We start from the raw sequence: 17,751 nt of genomic DNA on the forward strand, positions 1-17,751 counted from the left end.
GCAATTAAGTGGTCAGGGACCCGTTCTCGAACGCTGTTTTCGCCTCGGGCTGACCCCCGCGGATATCGACGCCGATTGCCACATGGCTGACGAGAAACCCTTGGAATGCGGGCAAGGAAGTTTCCGCTGAGCAGCCGTACCCGAAAGTATGACAACGACGGAAGAACTCTCCAGGTTCGTTCAAAGCGTCTCCATCGACGGGTTTTCCGCGGACACGCGGGAGGAACTTAAAAAGCGTATGCTCGATACGGCTGGTATCGGGATTAACGCCCTCGGAGCGGAGCCGGTGGACGCCGTCCATCGGACGGTCCAGCGAGCTAACCCCGGCGACGACTCCACGCTCTGGGGACGTGACGAGACTGCGTCGGCGGTCGGCGCCGCGATGCACAACACGGCGCTGACGCGCTATCTCGACTTCATGGACTCCTTTCTCGCACCCGGCGAGACGCCCCACCCGAGCGACAACATCGGAGCCGTCGTCGCCGCGGCCGAGGCCGTCGACGCCTCCGGCGAGGCCCTCCTCAAGGGAATCGGTGTCGCCTACGAGGTCCAGGGCGAGCTCGCCTGGAATGCACCGGTCCGAGACAAGGGATGGGACCACGTGACCCACACAGTCGTCTCCGCGACCTGTGGCGTCGCAAAGGTGCTCGGCCTCGACGCCGAGACGACCCGGAATGCTATCGGTATCGCCGGAACTGCGCATAACGCCCTCAGGGTGACCCGTACCGGCGGCATCAACGAGTGGAAGGGCATCGCATCGGCCAACGCCGCCCGTAACGCCGTCTATGCGGCCTTGCTAGCCAGCGAGGGAATGGAGGGCCCGGAAAACCTCTTCGAGGGACAAAAAGGATGGAAACAGGTGATCAGCGGCGAATTCGAGGTCGACCTCGACTCTGGCTGCACGAGGGTTCACGATGTCATGACGAAGCGGTACGTCGCGGAGACGTACGCCCAGTCCGCCGTTGAAGGTGTTATCGAACTCGCGGAGCAGGAGAATATCGATGGCAGCGACGTCGAACTCATTGACTTGGAAACGTTCGCCGGCGCGAAACTCATCATCGGCGGCGGCGAAGGTGATCGCCATACGGTCGAGACGAAGGCTCAGGCTGACCACTCGCTCCCATATATGTTGGCAGCAGCGCTCCTCGACCGGGAGATGGGTAACGCCCAGTACGAGCCGGAACGCATCGACCGTGACGACGTCCAGTACCTCCTCCGGCACGTCACCGTCGAAGAGGACCGGGCGTTCACTGACCGGTTCGAAGCCGGAGAGATGCCCGCTCGCGTGACGATCGAACTCGAGGACGGCACCACTCACGTCGTCGAGAAAGATGCCTTCCAGGGCCACCCGACGAACCCGATGAGCTGGGACCAAGTCGAGTCGAAATTCCACGACACTGCCGGTACTAGCATCGACGAAGATCGCCGGGACGATATCGTTGCGACGATCAGGGATCTGGAGTCACACGCCATCAAGGATCTCGTCACCCTGCTGGCATAGGGCGTTGGACGGCTACTCGAGCAGGCTTCGCAGACTGTTCGAATCGCTAGATTTTCGGGATCTTACACCCCTAAATTCGGATCGAATTAGCTGGCCTCACCCCTCCACTAAGGATATGCGGATCGGATATGCGATCGGATTATGGTCGACCGAACGTTCGAGTTCCTGCATCACAACGAGCGCGAGGAAAAGCCCCGAGAGAAGGGTATCACGGAAATCCGCGGGCCGTATTACGATCCGATGGGACCGCGCGAGCTTCGCGATATCCTCGAGACGATGGGACAGTACGTCGATATCTACAAGTTCAGCGGCGGCTCGTTCGCGTTGATGCCCGAAGATGCGGTGACGGAGTTGATCGACATCTGCCACGAGTTCGACGTAAAGGTGTCTACGGGCGGATACGTCGAGAACGTCCTGATCCGTGACAACGACACGGTCGAGCAGTACTTCGAGGAGGCCGAGTCGCTCGGGTTTGACATCGTGGAGCTGTCGAGTGGGTTCCTCGCGATCGGGACCGACGACATGGTCTGGATGACGGAGGTCGTCGCCGAGGAGTACGAGATCGAGCCAAAACCGGAGATCAACGTCCAGTTCGGGGCTGGTGGTGCCACTGACCCGGAAGTCCTCGAGGAGCAGGGCCAACAGGATCCCGAGCAGGCCATCGAGGAGGGCCGCCGCCACCTCGAGGCAGGGGCAGATCTTCTCATGGTCGAAGCCGAGGGCATCACCGAGGAGGTCACCGAATGGCGAACGGATGTGTCCTATCAGATCGCGAACGAGCTCGGGATCGAGAACCTCGTCTTCGAGGCACCGAGCCCGGAGATGTTCGAGTGGTACATCAAGAACTTCGGCCCCGAGATCAATCTCTTCGTAGACAATTCCCAGATCGTCGAACTGGAGTGTATGCGATCCGGGCTCTGGGGGAAGGCGACCACGTGGGGCCGGACCGTCACCTGGAAGGGGGACCGTGAGTAGCGGGCTCTCTCACGGAGGGGTGTCTCCGTACCAGGTGCTCCGCGAAAACGACGCGATTAGCGACTGTTCTGTGATGTGGCTACCGGTATCGTCGAACTGGGCCTCGCAGTCATCATAGCGTCACAAGCTGACGAGCGGATTCCGTTGAGGATCGCCGACCCACACTCGAGACAACGCTTCGAATCTCTGGCAGGGACAAGGCCTGAACTCGTATTAACCAACAAAACTATGCTCTTGGCGTCTGTGTTGGTTAACACTGGCCGACTTCCATGTCCTACGAGCCACCGACGCCTCCGACGGAACTCCCGAATAACGTCGTCGACACACTCGAGGGTTACTCACCCGAACTCCTCCAGCAGGTCGCACAGTATGCTGAAGAACTCGCTGAGTATCGCGAGCGCGAGGTTCGGCTTGCGGAGGAGAGCGACGAAGAGACGATTGAGGAACGCCCTGAAGAACTCCCGGACGATGTTCCGGGAAAGGCAACGATCACGACCAAGGAAATCAACGACAACCGCTACTACTACTGGCAGTGGCGAGAAGGTGACAAAATCAAATCGAAGTACAAGGGTCCAGTCAATCCGGACGAGTAGGGAGGAGTCAATCGACTCGTTATTTTGTATTGGATTGTTCTGAGACACCCCTTTATCGATGTGTTCGTCGGCATAGATCACTTCAATCTCGAGAATTGAGAGATTCAAACAGACTCCACTGATACTCATTGATCCTCGAGGCCGAGATATTGGATTGAAGAAAGACTATTTTGAGAAGGCCGTGCTTTAGCGAAAAAAGTAACGCCGAATACTGAGGATTTGCGAGGAGAGACACCTCTATCGATGTGTCGATCGGGAGTCCTGAAATTATCGAGGTGCTCTCTCCGAACCAATGATTCTGATTGTACCCGAAGAAAGTGGACGTATCCACACAACACAGACACCCCTCTATCGAAGTGTTCTATCTGTGGGTAAAGGAGGAACAGAGACGAGAGAACGGAGATTTCGATTGGAGTAAAGAGAATTCTGGACAGCGATCGCCTAAGAAATGGATTAGTAGAGAAATGGGTTAACAAGAGGAGGATCGAATCAAGACCGTCTGAGAGCAACAGAATAAGTGCAGTTCAGAACACATCGAACACTTCGATAGAGGGGTGTGTGAGTGTTCATTCTAGAAAGCTAGAAGAAGAGAAGGTATATGACTCAAGTTATCAGCTGGTAGAACGGCTCTTGCCATGATATCTGGCAGTATCGCACCTCTCCTGTGATTTCCCCGATCAATCACACCCCCTCCCCCTCGAGGAACCAAACACATCGATAGAGGGGTGTCTGTGTTACCATCGATCTAAACCATAACACATCGTCGCTCGCCTTCGGATAGTCGTCATCTCTACTTCTCAATCGAGTGGAATCAATGCAAACCATCCACTCAATCTGTGAAATACACATCGATAGAGGTGGCAACACTTTTCTTACCACACTGTATGGACCATCGTATGGACGACTTCGAGGATCCTCGAGACGAGGCGGGGACATCGAAGGATGAAACGTCGGAGCAGTCTCTTCCCTCGTCTGATTCTACTGAATCCGAACCTTCTCAATCTTCGACCGAATCGGAGGCAGACGGTGAGTCTCAATCGATCGAGGATATGTTGTTGGAATTCGATCAGCAAGAAGGGCTGATCCGTGATCGGTCCCTCCTCGACCCGAATCATATCGTCGAAGAAGATCGAATCGTCGGTCGTGACGAGCAGCTCCAGGAAGTGACCAAGATGCTCCGTGTCGCCCTCGGCGACAATCGTCCCCCGAATCTCTTCCTCTATGGTCCGTCAGGGACCGGCAAATCGCTCATCACTAAGGCCGTTTGCAAGAATATAAGTGTGATCTGTGAGACACGGGACATCCGGTTCGGGACGATCGAGGTAAACTGCCAGGACCTCGATACCCTCGGCGTTGCAGTTTACGAACTAGCGAGTCGTGCTGCAGACGAAGCTCTCGTCGAGGTCGAGGTTCCGAAACACGGCGTCGCGACGAAGGAAAAGTGGGACGAACTCTATCGTATCGTCAACGAGAACTTCGATTCAGCGGTGTTCGTGCTCGACGAATTGGACATGCTCGTCGGTCGACGAGACAAACAGGAGCCGGCGTTTTCTCGATTGCTCTATCAGCTTTCCCGGGCTGGCGCGAATAACGAACTCACTGCACACGTCTCCGTCGTCGCTATCTCTAATGATACGAAAATGATGGAGTCCGTGGGAAGTCGAGCCTTGAGCTCGTTTACACCTGAAGACGTCCACTTCGACGACTACGATGCGAACCAGCTGCAGTCGATCCTCCGTCGACGACAGGACGCGTTCTTCGATGGCGTTCTCGACGAGGACGTCATTCCGTTGGCAGCGGCCTTCGCAGCTCAGACTCACGGGGATGCTCGGAAGGCGATCGATCTCATGCGCGTCGCTGGTGAGCTCGCGGAACGAGAGGGTGACGAGCACGTCCGTGAAGAACACGTTCGCGAAGCTCAGGACAAAGTCGAGAAAAATCGAGTGCTCGAGGTCGTTCGCGGTATCAGCACACAGAAGAAGCTCTGTCTCTACGCGACAGCGGCAGTCGCATCGGAGACGGACGACGAATCCGCTCGCAGTACGACCGGGTACCGAGTCTACCAGTTCCTCACGGACGCGATCGACGCCGAGCAGTACCACCAGGAAACCTACGTCAACAAGATGAAGGAGATGACGACGTACTCGCTCGTCGATTTCGAACGCCGGAGCCACGGACCGAGTTCGGGAATGTTCCTCGAGTTCCAGTTCGGAGAGCGTCCCGAGACGATTCTCGAAACGCTTCGCGAAGATTCGCGTATCGATATGATCTCTGCAGATGAGGTGGCGACCGTCGTTAAAGCACAGCTCCGGAACGAGACGTGACGTTCGTTGATTGTCGGTCCCCTCTATCGATGTGTTCCTTCCACTTGTTATGAAGTCGCATTCATCTATCAATCTTCTAAGTTACCACACACCTCTATCGATGTGCTATTTGCCGTCATAGGATCTAAGAAGACAAAAATGGGGGGTATCTGATTGCAAACGCTATGAAGAAGATTTCCCGATTTATTCGCAACAGGATGAATATACGGCTCATCTATATTTTCTCACGGATTGAGAACACCACACACCTCTATCGATGTGTTTCGGTCTATATTCTCTTGGGACCCGGTTCACTGACTCACTTACGCTGTTTGGCAGCCCGACTCACCTTTGCGATAGGGCCTATCGAATGTCACTCACTATCTATACGTCCCAATCGCAGCCATTGTCTCTTGAACGATCTCAGCCGTTCGATACGGTTCGTCCAGTTCGATTGTGATCGGGCCGTCATAGTCGATGTCGTCAAGCGCGTCGAAGATTCGTGGGAGTTCCAGATCACCGACGTGAGGCGGGAGGTGATGAGCAATACCATCACGGTCCTCTCGTCCAGTCTGGACGTCTGGGGGAAGGTCGTATCGCTCGTGGAGACGGTCGGTAGTCGCTGAGCCCAGCGGTGCGGTACTGTGGAGATGGATGTTCCGGACATCATTCATCGTGTGAAGTAACTCGATCGGCTGCCTCGAGTGGCCGACATCGCAGGTGAACGAAACTGCATCTTCACATCCCCTCTCCCGAGCGATTTGTTGCAGTGTATCCACATTTTCTGGCGTGACCAGAAGATACTCGTGAGGACCACGCGGAGCGACCTTCTCGAGACAGACGGTCGCAGTGATACACGACCCGTCGAATACGGCATCATCAAGATTCGCTCTCGTGGGGTCCGGCTCCAGATGGTCGAGCGCTCGATCGAACTCGGTGAGGAACTCCTGCACGACTTCATCGCCATCGACGTTGGAATCCGCCCACAACCGTGGGGCGTGATGCGCCGAAACCTCTGGCTCGAGTGAGTGGGTGGGCGTTTGATCGATGACGGAGGCCAGGTGCAGGTGACGAACTTGCGTTATTAACTCCGAGCCCTTGTCTCCGTTGTCGAGAAGTCGCTGAAGGTGGCCGCCATGAACCGTTTTGATTTCGAGCCCGAATTCCTCTAGTGTTTGTTTCACCTCGATAATGTGACGAGCGTACGGGTCCGGATCGTACAGTTCGATGTCGGCATCGACCTCGGAAATGGCCGAGAGAAATTCACTGGGGGTAGAACGCGGCTTGGAAGCGTGTTCCCGGAGCGGATGTAACGGGACAGAGAACTGAATACGGCGATCCATGGGCTACTGTAGTATTATTCTTTGAGATAATCATAGGTAGGCTGTACGGTTAAACGGATATCAGTGGAGGATTCGGATCACTGATTATGGCGAGTATAACTGAATCCTTGCGTTTGCGGGTTGTACTCCACCGTGGCGATTCCTTCGTATCCCGTATTGAGCATATGGATGAGACTCTCGGAGTCGGCTAGAATCTCGTACTCCCGCCGATGGGAATGTCCCGAAAGCGCGACTGCCGGCCGATGTATGCGAAGAGTCAACTTCAAGGCGATAGAGCCGGCGTGTAGCCCCTCGAGGTCTGCCGTTCGCTCCCCGATCGAATGATGCCTGTCGAGTTTCGTCCCATACGGGGGTACGTGGGTAAGGAGTATTGTCGGTGATGGGGCGTGCTCGCACCCATCGGAATCCTCCTCTCACCGGATGTTGGCGCTCTCCTGATGTCGCTGAGCACGGTCATCGTTGCCATCAACGCCCAGTTCCTCCGTCGCGTCAATCTCGACCTCCCCTCGCTGCCGGGGGTCGCTCAGTCCGGGAGTCCGCAACCTGCCGATTGACCACAGTCAACAATTGCCCTTCGAGTGCCTCACAATTCAAAGACAGAGTTGATGGGCCCTGCTCCGTCGAGAGATCGATTTTAATGGCTTTCCCTTGTACTCTCTATTCAGGAGGGAATCCACAATGTCCAGTCAACATCAGGGCGACTCGCTCCTTCGAATAGTCCTCGTCGTACTCGCTGTCATCGTGTTCTTTCCCCTGTTGATGATGGTGTTTGCGGTGCCGATGATGGGAATGATGGGGTGGTGGTGGGGTGGCGGCTCAGGTATGGGAGTCTCACCGATTTGGGGCATCGGGATGATGCTTCTCTTTCTCCTCATCCTACTCGGGGTCGGATACTTACTGTACCGTGGTCTTGTGGGCGGTCAGGTTCTCGAACGCGACCGTGCACTTGAAGAGTTGCGAACAGCGTATGCCCGCGGGGACCTGACTGACGAGGAGTTCGAACAACGGCGACAGCGCTTGCAGAGAGACCAAGAGTAAGAGTATCCGTAATTGTCCTCTCCGAGATTCCGTAGACCTGTAACTGGCGTTGCTGGTAACTCTGTTTGTTGACTGCCTTCGGAGCGGAACAAGATAGTAGGTGATGGCGAGCATACGGTGCTTATGGCTGACGAGCACCACGATTCTGATCCTGGGGCGAGTGATCATGGACACGACGCTCCTCACGGCTACACTGACGCAGGTAGTCACGCGCTTCCCGGTGGCCTCACTGTCGCTGTGGAAAGACTCCAACTTGAAGCGTCCGAGACGCGGGTCGAGTCAGGGGAGACCCACGAGTGGACGTTCCAGATTGACACCGAGGACGGAAACGTAGTCACTGCGTTCGAAAGACCCACGATCAACTCGCGCACTTGATTCCCGTCCGTCGTGACCTCACGCGCTTCCAACATCTCCATCCGACACTGGGCGAAGATGGGACGTGGTCCGCAGAGTTTGTCCTTCCAGATCCCGGCGTCTATCGGGCATTCGTTGACGTACTCGTGGATGGCCAGCCGACGACATTCGGTGTAGACCTCCTATCGTCGGGTCCAGCTCAGTACGAAGATCGTCCCCGAACCACGCGCGAAGCCGAGGTCAATGAGTACCGCATTGAACTCACTCCAGAGCAGATCTCTGCTGGCGAAACTGTGAGCATCGAGTTCGAAGTACGCGGGGACAATGATGTCGCTCGCCTCGAGCCCTACCTCGGCGTACTTGGTCACCTTGTCGCGCTTCGAGATGGAGATCTCGCGTATCTGCACGTTCATCCGGAAGAAACGGACCCGGAGGATGGCGTCGTTCAATTCGCTGTCCAATTCCCCACCATTGGTCGATATCGACTTTTTTCCAGGCGAAACCGAATGGAGTGCTAATCACCACGTCTTTTGACGTACAAGCTGGGGAATACTAACCTCGCATGGAACTGGTCACGTCGCTATCGTGGAACGCCCGGTGCGTACAACCGACTACTTGATTCAACTATCAAAGGTCTTCTCGGGACGACGATTGTACTCCTCACGTACGTTCGGCCTATAGTAGCGGAATGCATCTAACTCATCGACACTCTCCATCTGCAACCGAATCTCTCAAGGTGGCTGTTCCGGACTTCAGGATCGATCACGCTCCACTGGATAGTCCGACTCGGAATCCAGACCTAAGTGGGTGGCTTCGTCTTGGTTTACAAACCCACGTGTGCAAGATTCGCGCCCTGTATAGAGCGGTTCACCGTAGAACATCCGTTTCACCGTCAGGTTCGTTCGTCGTATGACCAGTCTGAAATTCTCCTCGGAGGTACTGCTCGCCACGTCCTGTCAGACGGTACTTCCCCCGTTCGACCTTCTTGAGGAGATCATGCTCGTTGAGCACGAGTAGCCGGCGGTTCACTTCTTTCCGGCTGTAGTCAGTATTAATGGCGACGACCGTCGGAGAGAGAACTAATTTGGAACCGTGGAAGACGGTGAGGATCTCGTCGTCCATCGGCGTCATCCACTCGGGTTGTCGACGGATCCGATTAGGATCGCTCAGTAACACGCGCGACCACTCTGTCATTCGCACGTCGTTCGTCACTGGATCGTAGAGGCCGAGGACGACCAGCAGAGCGGCGGTGCCATGGATCCAGTGGACAAGCGACGGTGCGAACAGTTCGGCAATCGGCGCCCCGACCACAGCCAGGATCAGTCCACCGACAGTGACGAGGACGAACCGACGGTAAGCCGTCACCGACGCTTCGAGCGAGAGGAAGTATAGTAGTTCGAGAGCGATGATGGTCCCGACTACCAGGTTGTAGCCGGCGAAGGGTGCCACCTCGTTCACGAACGCTCACCTGCCGGCTGGTGGTTGCGGAGTATCAACATGCCGAGGACGACGGCAACGATTGTATTCGCCGCGCTGCGGACGAAGTGGAGTATGGAATCAGGGCCTTCAACGAGTAGCATTATGTGGTATATTGTCACTGCGAGCATGCCGAGCGAGAGAAGGGCGATTGCAGTTCCGAACGGGGAGTCTTGGAAGATACCCCACGAAAGAAGCGCGAATACACCGGCCCCGGTACCGGCAGTGATTGCAAAGAGGATACCGAGGAGGTGAACGACGGAGTGGGTCATACACAAGATACGCGTCTTCTGTCCGTCAAATTGCACCATGAGATTTCACCGGTGTAAAGAACGGCTTGGCGGCCCTCTTAACAGCGTATTACAAGATCGAACGGTACTGGCCTGATAGACACGGCCGACGATGGGGTTCACATCCGTCGGTAATTCCATGTGAACACGTCCTTACCGATCGGCGATATCACAATGCCGTCATGGGATTTTAGACCTCACTATTTGGTCGGCAGGTCGTGGGATGTGACTAACAATACTGATCCGGAGCGACCGAACGACCGGTATGGCACTGACCGAAATAGATCATGTTAGCGAGAACGAGGAGATGCAGGAGTGTATCGATAGCTGTTTCGAGTGTGTCCAAGCCTGTGAATGGTGCGCCGACAAGTGCGCCGGCGAGGGCGAGGAGATGGCCGAATGTCTACGACTCTGCCGGGACGTCGCCGATCTGGCGTCCATGCATGCGCGGTTCATGGCCCGCAATTCCGACTTCAGTTCCGATCTGGCGGCGATGACCGCCGACGCGTGCGAGGAGTGCGCTGATGAATGTGAACAGCATGACGCCGAACACTGTCAGGTCTGTGCGGACGTCCTCCGCGACTGCGCCGAGACCTGCCGGAACATGGCCTCGGCCTGAGGTCGACAGTTACGACACACATCGGAGCCACGTACGTCGTGCGCTCCTCCCTCAAGCGTCGCCGACAGGGGCGACCATTCGAATGACTGCCGAATTGGGAAACGGACGCGCCGACTACAAGCAGATCGTCCACCGAGGAGCCGAATTGACGATTGACGTGTCGTTCGCAAGACGTTGACGCCGCGATTGAATCCGACGCTATCATGCAGTACAACCTGATCGAAGCGTACGGTGCCATCGGCGACGGGATCACAGTTGCCCTCGTCGGCCGTGACGGCTCGATCGACTGGTGTCCGCTCCCGCACGTTGAGTCGGCGAGCGTCTTCGCCGCCCTACTCGACGCCGACCGTGGCGGTCGCTTCGCCGTCCGCCCCCGGCAGTCGTTCGAGTCCGTCCAGCGCTACCGCGACCGGACGAACGTCCTCGAGACGACGTTCCGGACCGCTGGCGGCACAGCGACGGTGACCGATTTTATGTCCGTCGCCGAGACCGTCGACGCCGATAACAGCCAGCCTGCCGTCTACCGGAAACTGGACTGCGAGGATGGCCCGCTCGAGGTCGAGATCGAGTTCGATCCCCGGTTCGACTACGCGCGCGATGTCCCCGAGATCGAGCTAACGGCTGACGGTGTCGTCGCGACTGGCAATGACGAGCAGGCCGTCCTCTCGGCCGACCTCCCGCTCGAGACCGTGGGCGACGGCCACGGGGCGAGCGCGGCGGAAACGCTCGAGAGCGGCGAGACGCGCTGGCTGGTGCTCAGCTACGGCGACGGGATCGACCGTGAGCCGGCGCGCCACCGGGAAACGCTCGCCGAGACGATCGACTACTGGCGAGAGTGGGCCCACGACTGCGGCGACGGGGAGTGTCCCGTCGGCAATCGGTGGCACGACCTGGTCGTCCGGTCGTCGCTCGCCCTCAAACTCCTCATCCACCGGGAAACGGGCGCAGTGTGTGCGGCCCCAACGACCTCGCTACCGGAGGACCTCGGTGGTGTCCTCAACTGGGACTACCGGTACAACTGGATCCGCGATGCGGCCTTCACTGTCAGGGCACTCTCCGAATTAGGTCACCTTGAGGAGGCCCAGTCGTACTTCAAGTTATGTCTCGACCACTGCCAGCAGCATAAACCGGCTGACCTACCGCCGGTCTACGGCCTCCACGGCGGAGGCGACCTTGAGGAACGTGTCCTCGACCACCTCGAGGGTTATCGTGGATCAGCCCCTGTTCGCATCGGCAACGCGGCCCAGGACCAGCACCAACTCGACGTCTATGGCGAGTTAATCCTCGGGGTCTATGAGATGGTCTGCTACGGCGAGCCGGTGCGGCCCGACGACTGGACGGTGGTGCGCGACCTCGTCGATTACGTCTGTGACGGCTGGGACGAGCCCGACGCCGGCATTTGGGAGATGCGGACCGACCACGAGGACTTCGTCTACTCGAAGGTCATGTGTTGGACGGCACTCGATCGCGGGATCGAACTCGCCGAGGCCGCCGACGGTGTCGACGCGCCGCTCGAACGCTGGCGGGCAGCCCGAGACGAAATCCGTGAGGCGATCCTTGAGCGTGGATTTAGTGAGGAGACGAACAGCTTCGTGAGATCGTTCGACGACGAGGACACGCTCGACGCGGCGAACCTGCTTGTCCCGGTCGTCGGCTTCCTCCCGTCGGACGACGACCGCGTGCAGGGGACGATCGACGCGACGATTGATCGGCTGGCGACCGACGACGGGCTTGTCCGTCGCTACGAGGGCGACGATGGCCTCCCCGGGGCCGGCAGTCCATTCGTTGTCAGTTCGTTCTGGCTCGTTACCGCGCTCGCGCTTGCGGGACGAACCGACGAGGCCTGCGACCGCTTCGAGTCGATCCTCAAATACACCAGCCCCCTTGGACTCTTGGCCGAGGCGGTCGACCCCGAGACCGGCGAGCAGCGCGGCAACTATCCGCAAGCCTACAGTCACATCGGACTGATCAATAGCGCACTCTACCTGGCGGACGCGAACGGTTCAAGCGACGCATCGCTGGCGCCGCTCGGGAGCGACGGCGACGACGGCGTCGACTCGGGCGACGAGATCGTGCGGCAGCCGAACGACATCAGAACATGAACGACGAGAACACCCACGACTCGAACGAGGAACCGACGGCTGTGACGACCGACGCGAGAGAGCGCTGTCCGCGACCCGCTGGCGACGGGGGCGGGGCGAACGGCTCGACTGGGTGCGGCGGCGAAAACGACGGTGACGACGGCGGCGACTCGATGCGGCCGGGCGAGATGATGCTGCAACACCCGACGAAGGAGATATGGCCCCAGTACGCCGTCATCTCGCTCGGGGTCTGGCTCGTCGCGACCGCGCCGGCGCTGGGTTACGAGAGTACGCTGGTGTTCTGGAACAGCGTCCTCAGCGGGCTCGTCCTGATCGCGCTGGCCGGCGCCACGATCTTCCTCGAGAGCGGCTACGCCAACTACGCCAACGGCTTCGTCGGCCTCTGGCTGGTGTTCGCGCCGATCGCGTTCTCGGCCCCGACGGCTGCGGCCTATGCGAACAACGGGCTCGTCGGCACCATGGTAATCGCGTTCTCGGTGCTGATCGTGATGCGTTCGCAGATGGAGGGGCCGACCGTCCCGCCGGGGTGGACGTACAACCCCTCGACGCGCGCACAGCGCGCGCCGCTGATCGCGCTCGGCATCTTCGGCTTCTTCGCCTCGTGGTACATGGCCGCCTTCCAGCTTGGCTACATAGACAGCGTCTGGGACCCAATATACGGCTCCGGAACCGAGCAGATCCTCACCTCCAGCATTTCGGAGGCGTTCCCGGTCTCGGACGCCGGTCTTGGCGCGGTGGCCTACTCCGTCGAGGCCCTGATGGGATTCATGGGTGACCGACGGCGATGGCGGACGATGCCGTGGATGGTCGCCTTCTTCGGCGTCGTCGTGATCCCCCTGGGCTTCGTGCAGGTGCTGCTGGTCATCTTCCAGCCGGTCATGGTCGGCACGTGGTGCACCCTCTGTCTCCTCTCGGCGTTCGGCATGCTCTGGATGATCGCGCTGACGGTCGACGAGGTCGTTGCGATGGGCCAGTTCGTCGTCCGGCTGATGCGCCAGGGCGACAGCCTCTGGACCGCCTTCTGGATGGGCGGGAAGCTCTCCGAGGACGAGTCCGGCGTCGACGAGCGCGCGATGCGGGACATCGGCGACTCCCCCGCGAACGAGCCGTTCTGGGGCGTCTCGACCCCGTGGACGCTGCTGGGCGCAATGGCGCTGGGCGTGTGGTTCATGCTCTCGCCGACCGTCTTCGGAACGACCGGCTTCATGGCCGACAGCAGCCATCTAGCCGGCTCGCTGATCGTCTCGTTCACCGTGATCGCGACCGCAGAGCCGGCGCGAGCGATCCGGTTCCTGAACGTCCCGCTGGCCGGGTGGGTCGCCGTCGCCCCGTGGCTGTTCGACGGCGTCCCGACACTTGCGACGATCAACGCCGCCGTCGCCGGCGCCCTGGTCGTGATCCTGAGCGTTCCGCACGGCTCGTTCGAGGACCGCTACGGCGGCTGGGAGCAGTACGCCACCCTCCAAATGTTCGATCGACTCAACCCGCTTCGCAGCTAACGATGTCAGGAACGACCGATTCGGAAGTCGTCGTCGTCACGGGCGCATCGGCCGGCGTCGGGCGAGCCACCGCTCGCGCGTTCGCCGAACGAAACGCGAAGGTCGCCCTCCTCGCGAGGGGCGAGGACGGCCTCGAGGGCGCGCGCGAAGACGTCGAGGACGCCGGCGGCGAGGCAGTTGTTGTTCCAACTGATGTCTCGAACTATGACGAGGTCGAGGCAGCGGCCGAGACCGTCGAGGATGTGTTCGGCCCGATCGATGTCTGGGTGAACGACGCGATGGTGTCCGTGTTCTCGCCGGCTGCGGAGATGACCGCCGACGACTACCGTCGCGTCACCGAGGTGACCTACCTTGGCTACGTTCACGGGACACAGGTCGCCCTCGAGCGGATGCGGCCCCGCAACGAGGGAACAATCGTCCAGGTCGGCTCGGCGCTGGCGTATCGCGGCATTCCGCTCCAGTCGGCCTACTGTGGCGCGAAACACGCCATTCAGGGCTTCACTGAGTCCGTGCGGACGGAACTGCTCCATGACGATGTTGACGTGCAGCTGTCGATGGTACAAATGCCTGCGATGAACACCCCGCAGTTTGAGTGGTCGAAGAGCCGGATGTCGAAACAGCCCCAGCCAGTCCCACCGATCTACCAGCCCGAGGTCGCCGCTCGAGCGATCACCTGGACCGTCGACCGCGGCAAGGACGAACTGTGGGTCGGCCGATCGACGGTGAAGGCGATCCTGGGCAACCGGCTGATCCCCCGGCGGCTCGACAACCTGCTCGCAAGCGGCGGCTACGACGCCCAACTGTCCGACGAGCCGACGGATCCGGACCGCGAGCACAACCTCTACGAGCCGGTCTCGGGCGATCACGGCGCGCACGGCCCGTACGACGAGCGGGCGCGCGACCGGAGCTACCAGCTTCAGGCGTCGATGCACCGGCGCGTACTCGCCCTGATCGTCGTCCTGGCGACCGCAGTTGCGAGCGTCTTGCTTGGTCGGAGCCTGATGGATGACTAAATTGTACTGCTTGAGGTCGTTCGCTGTGTCGATTTCGCCGACTAACGTCTGAGAAACTCCCTTTCAGATACACCCCTGATTAACATTAGAACTACAAACAAGCTAACGTCGATATGAGTGATGCCGAAGCGGACGACGAGGGTCTCCCAGAACAGTAATGGCCAGTATTAAGTGACGCTTCCGAAAGCGATGGGCAACACCCCCGACCTTGCTGGCGAGGCCGTTGTGTGGGATATCGTTTCGTCGACGAAACTCTCCCTCGATAAATAGCGAAGTTCACGCCGAACTACTGCCGCCAGTCGCGGTCACCGACCAGTCGCTCATCGCCGGTGGTGTTACTACTGCGAAAGTCACACCATTGCTTAATACTCAGAGCAACTCTGTCGGCCAATGACGTGTGATATGTGTGGGCGGCCGATAGACGCAACCCGATTATACAAAGCGACTGAAGTCGAATATCGGTTGCTGTATTTAGTAAGAGGTGCGGCAGACAGAGAAGGGTATGGTCGGGTCACTTCATTTGTACTCAACAGAATTTTCGATAAGCGTACTTCCTGTACTGTACGCTCACCACTTTCGCAGATTGAGCCAAATCTCGTGCTACATTCGCGCTGTGTATTCAGCACGTCTTGCCCGTTCTATCCAGTAACTGGTAGATTTGGCACGCTGAATACAGAGGATGAGTTCAGCACGGCGGCATCGTTTGTTTCACACCCAATATACTGAACCAGCCGTTCTGTGGATATGCATATAACTACAGATGGGACTATTGCAGGAATATATGTATGTTGTTCTGAAATAACCTGTTATGAGTAACTCATACCTATCTCGCCGACACCTTCTCGGAGTCGTTGCATTGCCATCTCTGGCAGGGTGTACAGCACTAGGATCAGGACCGGGCGTCCGGTTGGGGAACATTCAGATCGGAAACACAGAGGATGAGCCAGTTACGTTCAAACTTCGAATCGAACGAGATGGCTCGCTGATCTACCAGAACCGGATCGAAGTATCTGCCGGCTATCTACACGACGTTGAACGGACGTGGGACTCAGATCCAGGGGCGTATTCTGTATTCTACACCTCATCCTTCGGAGAAGGGATTCACCGTCTATCCATCCCTGCGGATGAGGGAGGTGGAGATGGAGACTGTGTTGATATGCGATTCTACTGCTGGTCAGATATCACTGATGCGATTATCTATGACGAGGACAAACCTGAGTGGAGCGGCTGTTAATCTCTATTCGGTCCTCTAGATCTAACGACTAATAAGTCTCCCATCTGTACTTAGCGATCGCAGCCTTCGGAAATTGGCCCTGATCTCGTGCCACACTTGCGCTGTGTATTCAGCACGTCTCGCTTGATCTATCCAGTAACTGGTAGAATTGGCGTGACCGATATAGAGGTTGGATTCAGCACACGGGTCAGTCGACAGGAACGCGATCGATTCCATCGTGACGGTCGTGGATCGATACGTGCCCGTGTCCCAGTGTCGATGCCTTCTCCTCGAATTGGGTGACGAGCTCCTCACTCGGCCGTCCGTACACGTCGATGGCCTCGAGGTCGATGAACTCACCGATCGGGGGGAACTTCGGGCCCGCAACCTCCATGTGATACGCTAATGACGCCGAATTAGCGTGCGCGTGTACGACGGTCATTCGGGTGCCATCATCACTGAAGTAGACGTCGTACGATAGAATGCCCGGTTCGTTGGCGTCGACGAAATCCACCAGATCAGACATCGCTGTCTTGAGTTCGTCCAGGTTTCCATCACGTACTATCGACTGGTCGACGTACACGATCACGTCAGCCACCCCTCTCCGTTGTGGTTAGCTCCATTGTTCTCTACACGCCGGCAGACTATGTGTCCTTTTCGCACACTCCGTAGAATCGGGAGCCAAACAAAATACGCGCTGTGTATCTCGCAAGCTTCCCTCATTCTATCCAGTAGGTGGTAGAAAGCGTGTGCAAGATACAGAGGATAAAGTCAGCACGGTGGCTCGCTTTATTTCGCACAACTAACCCGGAATTATCTGAAAGAGAACGTGCGTACTGAACAATTATTACTGACGGCTACGAATAGTGCACTATGTTTCCTGAACGCATCGAGACGGAACGCCTCCATCTCGAACGAATCTCACACAACACTGTCGATGTATTTGCCCTCTACGAGTTCTACAGTAAAGGCAACGCCACTGCGGAGATGTTCAGTTCATCGCTGATGATAGTAGGGCCACCTTCATTCTTTGCCTCCCACTCTTTGGGGGTCGCCTTAGATTTAATCGAGAACTCCTTGCTCAAGGTCTCATCGTCGTCCTCGATGATGATCCGCGTCGGTTCAATAGAAGTAATGTCACTATCAGGACAAGAGGCGGTGTTGGCCAGTGAGAAAATGTTAGTTGAACTCGCCCAACTTCCACTCTTCTAGTACTCTATCGGCAGCGGAACAGCTATCAAAGCAATCTGACTTCATCTACTGTTACGCTTCGGCGGATTCGCTATAGATTGACTTCTTGCACAGATCGTGTCTTCGCAACTACACATTCCGAGCTGAGACTCTACCCTAGAACGGGTACAGGTTGTACATATATTCGATAAGAACGTTATCTATAGCTCTAATTTAAGATTCTTGTCTATGATTCTGATCT

The 17,751-nt window shown here is 57.7% G+C and carries 16 protein-coding genes and 1 pseudogene; 12 read left to right on the forward strand and 5 right to left on the reverse strand.

Features of this window, described 5'->3' with window-relative positions; translation table 11 throughout:
• Window positions 1-148 precede the first annotated feature (148 nt).
• The 4 genes from LDB05_RS22690 to LDB05_RS22705 all read left to right on the forward strand — a co-directional run bounded on the left by LDB05_RS22690 (window position 149) and on the right by LDB05_RS22705 (window position 5,393).
• Entirely contained in the window at window positions 149-1,501 is a 1,353-nt protein-coding gene (locus LDB05_RS22690) for an MmgE/PrpD family protein (RefSeq protein ID WP_226008121.1), read from the forward strand.
• 141 nt (window positions 1,502-1,642) lie between these two features.
• Window positions 1,643-2,476 carry a phosphosulfolactate synthase gene (locus LDB05_RS22695; protein ID WP_226008122.1) on the forward strand — a complete coding sequence of 278 codons (834 nt, stop codon included), beginning with the start codon at window positions 1,643-1,645 and terminating at the stop codon, window positions 2,474-2,476.
• 269 nt (window positions 2,477-2,745) lie between these two features.
• Window positions 2,746-3,069 carry a DUF6788 family protein gene (locus tag LDB05_RS22700; protein WP_226008123.1) on the forward strand — a complete coding sequence of 108 codons (324 nt, stop codon included), beginning with the start codon at window positions 2,746-2,748 and terminating at the stop codon, window positions 3,067-3,069.
• Window positions 3,070-3,965: 896 nt separating this feature from the next.
• A complete protein-coding gene (locus LDB05_RS22705; RefSeq protein ID WP_226008124.1) occupies window positions 3,966-5,393 on the forward strand; it encodes an orc1/cdc6 family replication initiation protein in 1,428 nt (475 codons plus the stop codon).
• Window positions 5,394-5,752: 359 nt separating this feature from the next.
• Here LDB05_RS22705 and LDB05_RS22710 read toward each other — a convergent pair whose 3' ends face one another.
• Window positions 5,753-6,715 carry a sugar phosphate isomerase/epimerase family protein gene (locus LDB05_RS22710; RefSeq protein ID WP_226008125.1) on the reverse strand — a complete coding sequence of 321 codons (963 nt, stop codon included), beginning with the start codon at window positions 6,713-6,715 and terminating at the stop codon, window positions 5,753-5,755.
• A gap of 383 nt (window positions 6,716-7,098) precedes the next feature.
• Between LDB05_RS22710 and LDB05_RS22715 the strand changes: the two are divergent.
• Both LDB05_RS22715 and LDB05_RS22720 read left to right on the forward strand, forming a co-directional pair.
• Window positions 7,099-7,269: pseudogene (locus tag LDB05_RS22715) on the forward strand (HAD-IC family P-type ATPase); the annotation flags it as partial.
• A 124-nt stretch (window positions 7,270-7,393) separates the two neighbouring features.
• Entirely contained in the window at window positions 7,394-7,753 is a 360-nt protein-coding gene (locus LDB05_RS22720) for an SHOCT domain-containing protein (RefSeq protein ID WP_226008127.1), read from the forward strand.
• Window positions 7,754-8,289: 536 nt separating this feature from the next.
• Here the strand turns inward: LDB05_RS22720 and LDB05_RS22725 are convergent.
• From LDB05_RS22725 to LDB05_RS22735, 3 genes are all read right to left on the reverse strand, one after another.
• The gene (locus LDB05_RS22725; RefSeq protein WP_226008128.1) at window positions 8,290-8,556 is read right to left on the reverse strand and encodes a hypothetical protein; all 267 of its coding nucleotides are present in this window, start codon (window positions 8,554-8,556) and stop codon (window positions 8,290-8,292) included.
• A gap of 418 nt (window positions 8,557-8,974) precedes the next feature.
• A complete protein-coding gene (locus tag LDB05_RS22730) occupies window positions 8,975-9,565 on the reverse strand; it encodes an ArsR family transcriptional regulator (protein WP_226008129.1) in 591 nt (196 codons plus the stop codon).
• The gene (locus LDB05_RS22735) at window positions 9,562-9,855 is read right to left on the reverse strand and encodes a hypothetical protein (RefSeq protein WP_226008130.1); all 294 of its coding nucleotides are present in this window, start codon (window positions 9,853-9,855) and stop codon (window positions 9,562-9,564) included. Before LDB05_RS22735 ends, LDB05_RS22730 begins: the two co-directional genes overlap by 4 nt.
• A gap of 283 nt (window positions 9,856-10,138) precedes the next feature.
• Here LDB05_RS22735 and LDB05_RS22740 point away from each other — a divergent pair, with 283 nt between their 5' ends.
• From LDB05_RS22740 to LDB05_RS22760, 5 genes are all read left to right on the forward strand, one after another.
• Entirely contained in the window at window positions 10,139-10,492 is a 354-nt protein-coding gene (locus LDB05_RS22740) for a four-helix bundle copper-binding protein (RefSeq protein WP_226008131.1), read from the forward strand.
• Between the two features lie 203 nt (window positions 10,493-10,695).
• Window positions 10,696-12,594, forward strand: coding sequence for a glycoside hydrolase family 15 protein (locus LDB05_RS22745; protein WP_226008132.1), 1,899 nt, complete (start codon window positions 10,696-10,698; stop codon window positions 12,592-12,594).
• On the forward strand, window positions 12,591-14,093 hold the full coding sequence (locus LDB05_RS22750) for a vitamin K epoxide reductase family protein (protein WP_226008133.1): 1,503 nt from the start codon (window positions 12,591-12,593) through the stop codon (window positions 14,091-14,093). Before LDB05_RS22745 ends, LDB05_RS22750 begins: the two co-directional genes overlap by 4 nt.
• 2 nt (window positions 14,094-14,095) lie before the next feature.
• Window positions 14,096-15,106 (forward strand): SDR family oxidoreductase, encoded by a 1,011-nt coding sequence (locus tag LDB05_RS22755; RefSeq protein ID WP_226008134.1) that lies wholly within the window; start codon window positions 14,096-14,098, stop codon window positions 15,104-15,106.
• An 808-nt stretch (window positions 15,107-15,914) separates the two neighbouring features.
• A complete protein-coding gene (locus tag LDB05_RS22760; RefSeq protein ID WP_226008135.1) occupies window positions 15,915-16,340 on the forward strand; it encodes a hypothetical protein in 426 nt (141 codons plus the stop codon).
• Between the two features lie 187 nt (window positions 16,341-16,527).
• Here LDB05_RS22760 and LDB05_RS22765 read toward each other — a convergent pair whose 3' ends face one another.
• On the reverse strand, window positions 16,528-16,917 hold the full coding sequence (locus LDB05_RS22765; RefSeq protein ID WP_226008136.1) for a putative quinol monooxygenase: 390 nt from the start codon (window positions 16,915-16,917) through the stop codon (window positions 16,528-16,530).
• Window positions 16,918-17,192: 275 nt separating this feature from the next.
• Between LDB05_RS22765 and LDB05_RS23540 the strand changes: the two genes are divergently transcribed.
• Window positions 17,193-17,531: a hypothetical protein gene (locus LDB05_RS23540; protein WP_343232931.1), complete on the forward strand. Its 339-nt coding sequence runs from the start codon at window positions 17,193-17,195 to the stop codon at window positions 17,529-17,531.
• Window positions 17,532-17,751 lie beyond the last annotated feature (220 nt).

This window comes from Natrinema salinisoli (assembly GCF_020405205.1).
Lineage (GTDB): Archaea > Halobacteriota > Halobacteria > Halobacteriales > Natrialbaceae > Natrinema > Natrinema salinisoli.

Bases quoted from the DNA above. Each gene is read 5' to 3' on its own strand.
- LDB05_RS22690 (WP_226008121.1), top strand. From the start codon at position 149: ATGACAACGACGGAAGAACTCTCCAGGTTCGTTCAAAGCGTCTCCATC.
- LDB05_RS22695 (WP_226008122.1), top strand. From the start codon at position 1,643: ATGGTCGACCGAACGTTCGAGTTCCTGCATCACAACGAGCGCGAGGAA.
- LDB05_RS22700 (WP_226008123.1), top strand. From the start codon at position 2,746: ATGTCCTACGAGCCACCGACGCCTCCGACGGAACTCCCGAATAACGTC.
- LDB05_RS22705 (WP_226008124.1), top strand. From the start codon at position 3,966: ATGGACGACTTCGAGGATCCTCGAGACGAGGCGGGGACATCGAAGGAT.
- LDB05_RS22710 (WP_226008125.1), bottom strand. From the start codon at position 6,715: ATGGATCGCCGTATTCAGTTCTCTGTCCCGTTACATCCGCTCCGGGAA.
- LDB05_RS22720 (WP_226008127.1), top strand. From the start codon at position 7,394: ATGTCCAGTCAACATCAGGGCGACTCGCTCCTTCGAATAGTCCTCGTC.
- LDB05_RS22735 (WP_226008130.1), bottom strand. From the start codon at position 9,855: ATGACCCACTCCGTCGTTCACCTCCTCGGTATCCTCTTTGCAATCACT.
- LDB05_RS22740 (WP_226008131.1), top strand. From the start codon at position 10,139: ATGGCACTGACCGAAATAGATCATGTTAGCGAGAACGAGGAGATGCAG.
- LDB05_RS22745 (WP_226008132.1), top strand. From the start codon at position 10,696: ATGCAGTACAACCTGATCGAAGCGTACGGTGCCATCGGCGACGGGATC.
- LDB05_RS22750 (WP_226008133.1), top strand. From the start codon at position 12,591: ATGAACGACGAGAACACCCACGACTCGAACGAGGAACCGACGGCTGTG.
- LDB05_RS22755 (WP_226008134.1), top strand. From the start codon at position 14,096: ATGTCAGGAACGACCGATTCGGAAGTCGTCGTCGTCACGGGCGCATCG.
- LDB05_RS22760 (WP_226008135.1), top strand. From the start codon at position 15,915: ATGAGTAACTCATACCTATCTCGCCGACACCTTCTCGGAGTCGTTGCA.
- LDB05_RS23540 (WP_343232931.1), top strand. From the start codon at position 17,193: ATGTTTCCTGAACGCATCGAGACGGAACGCCTCCATCTCGAACGAATC.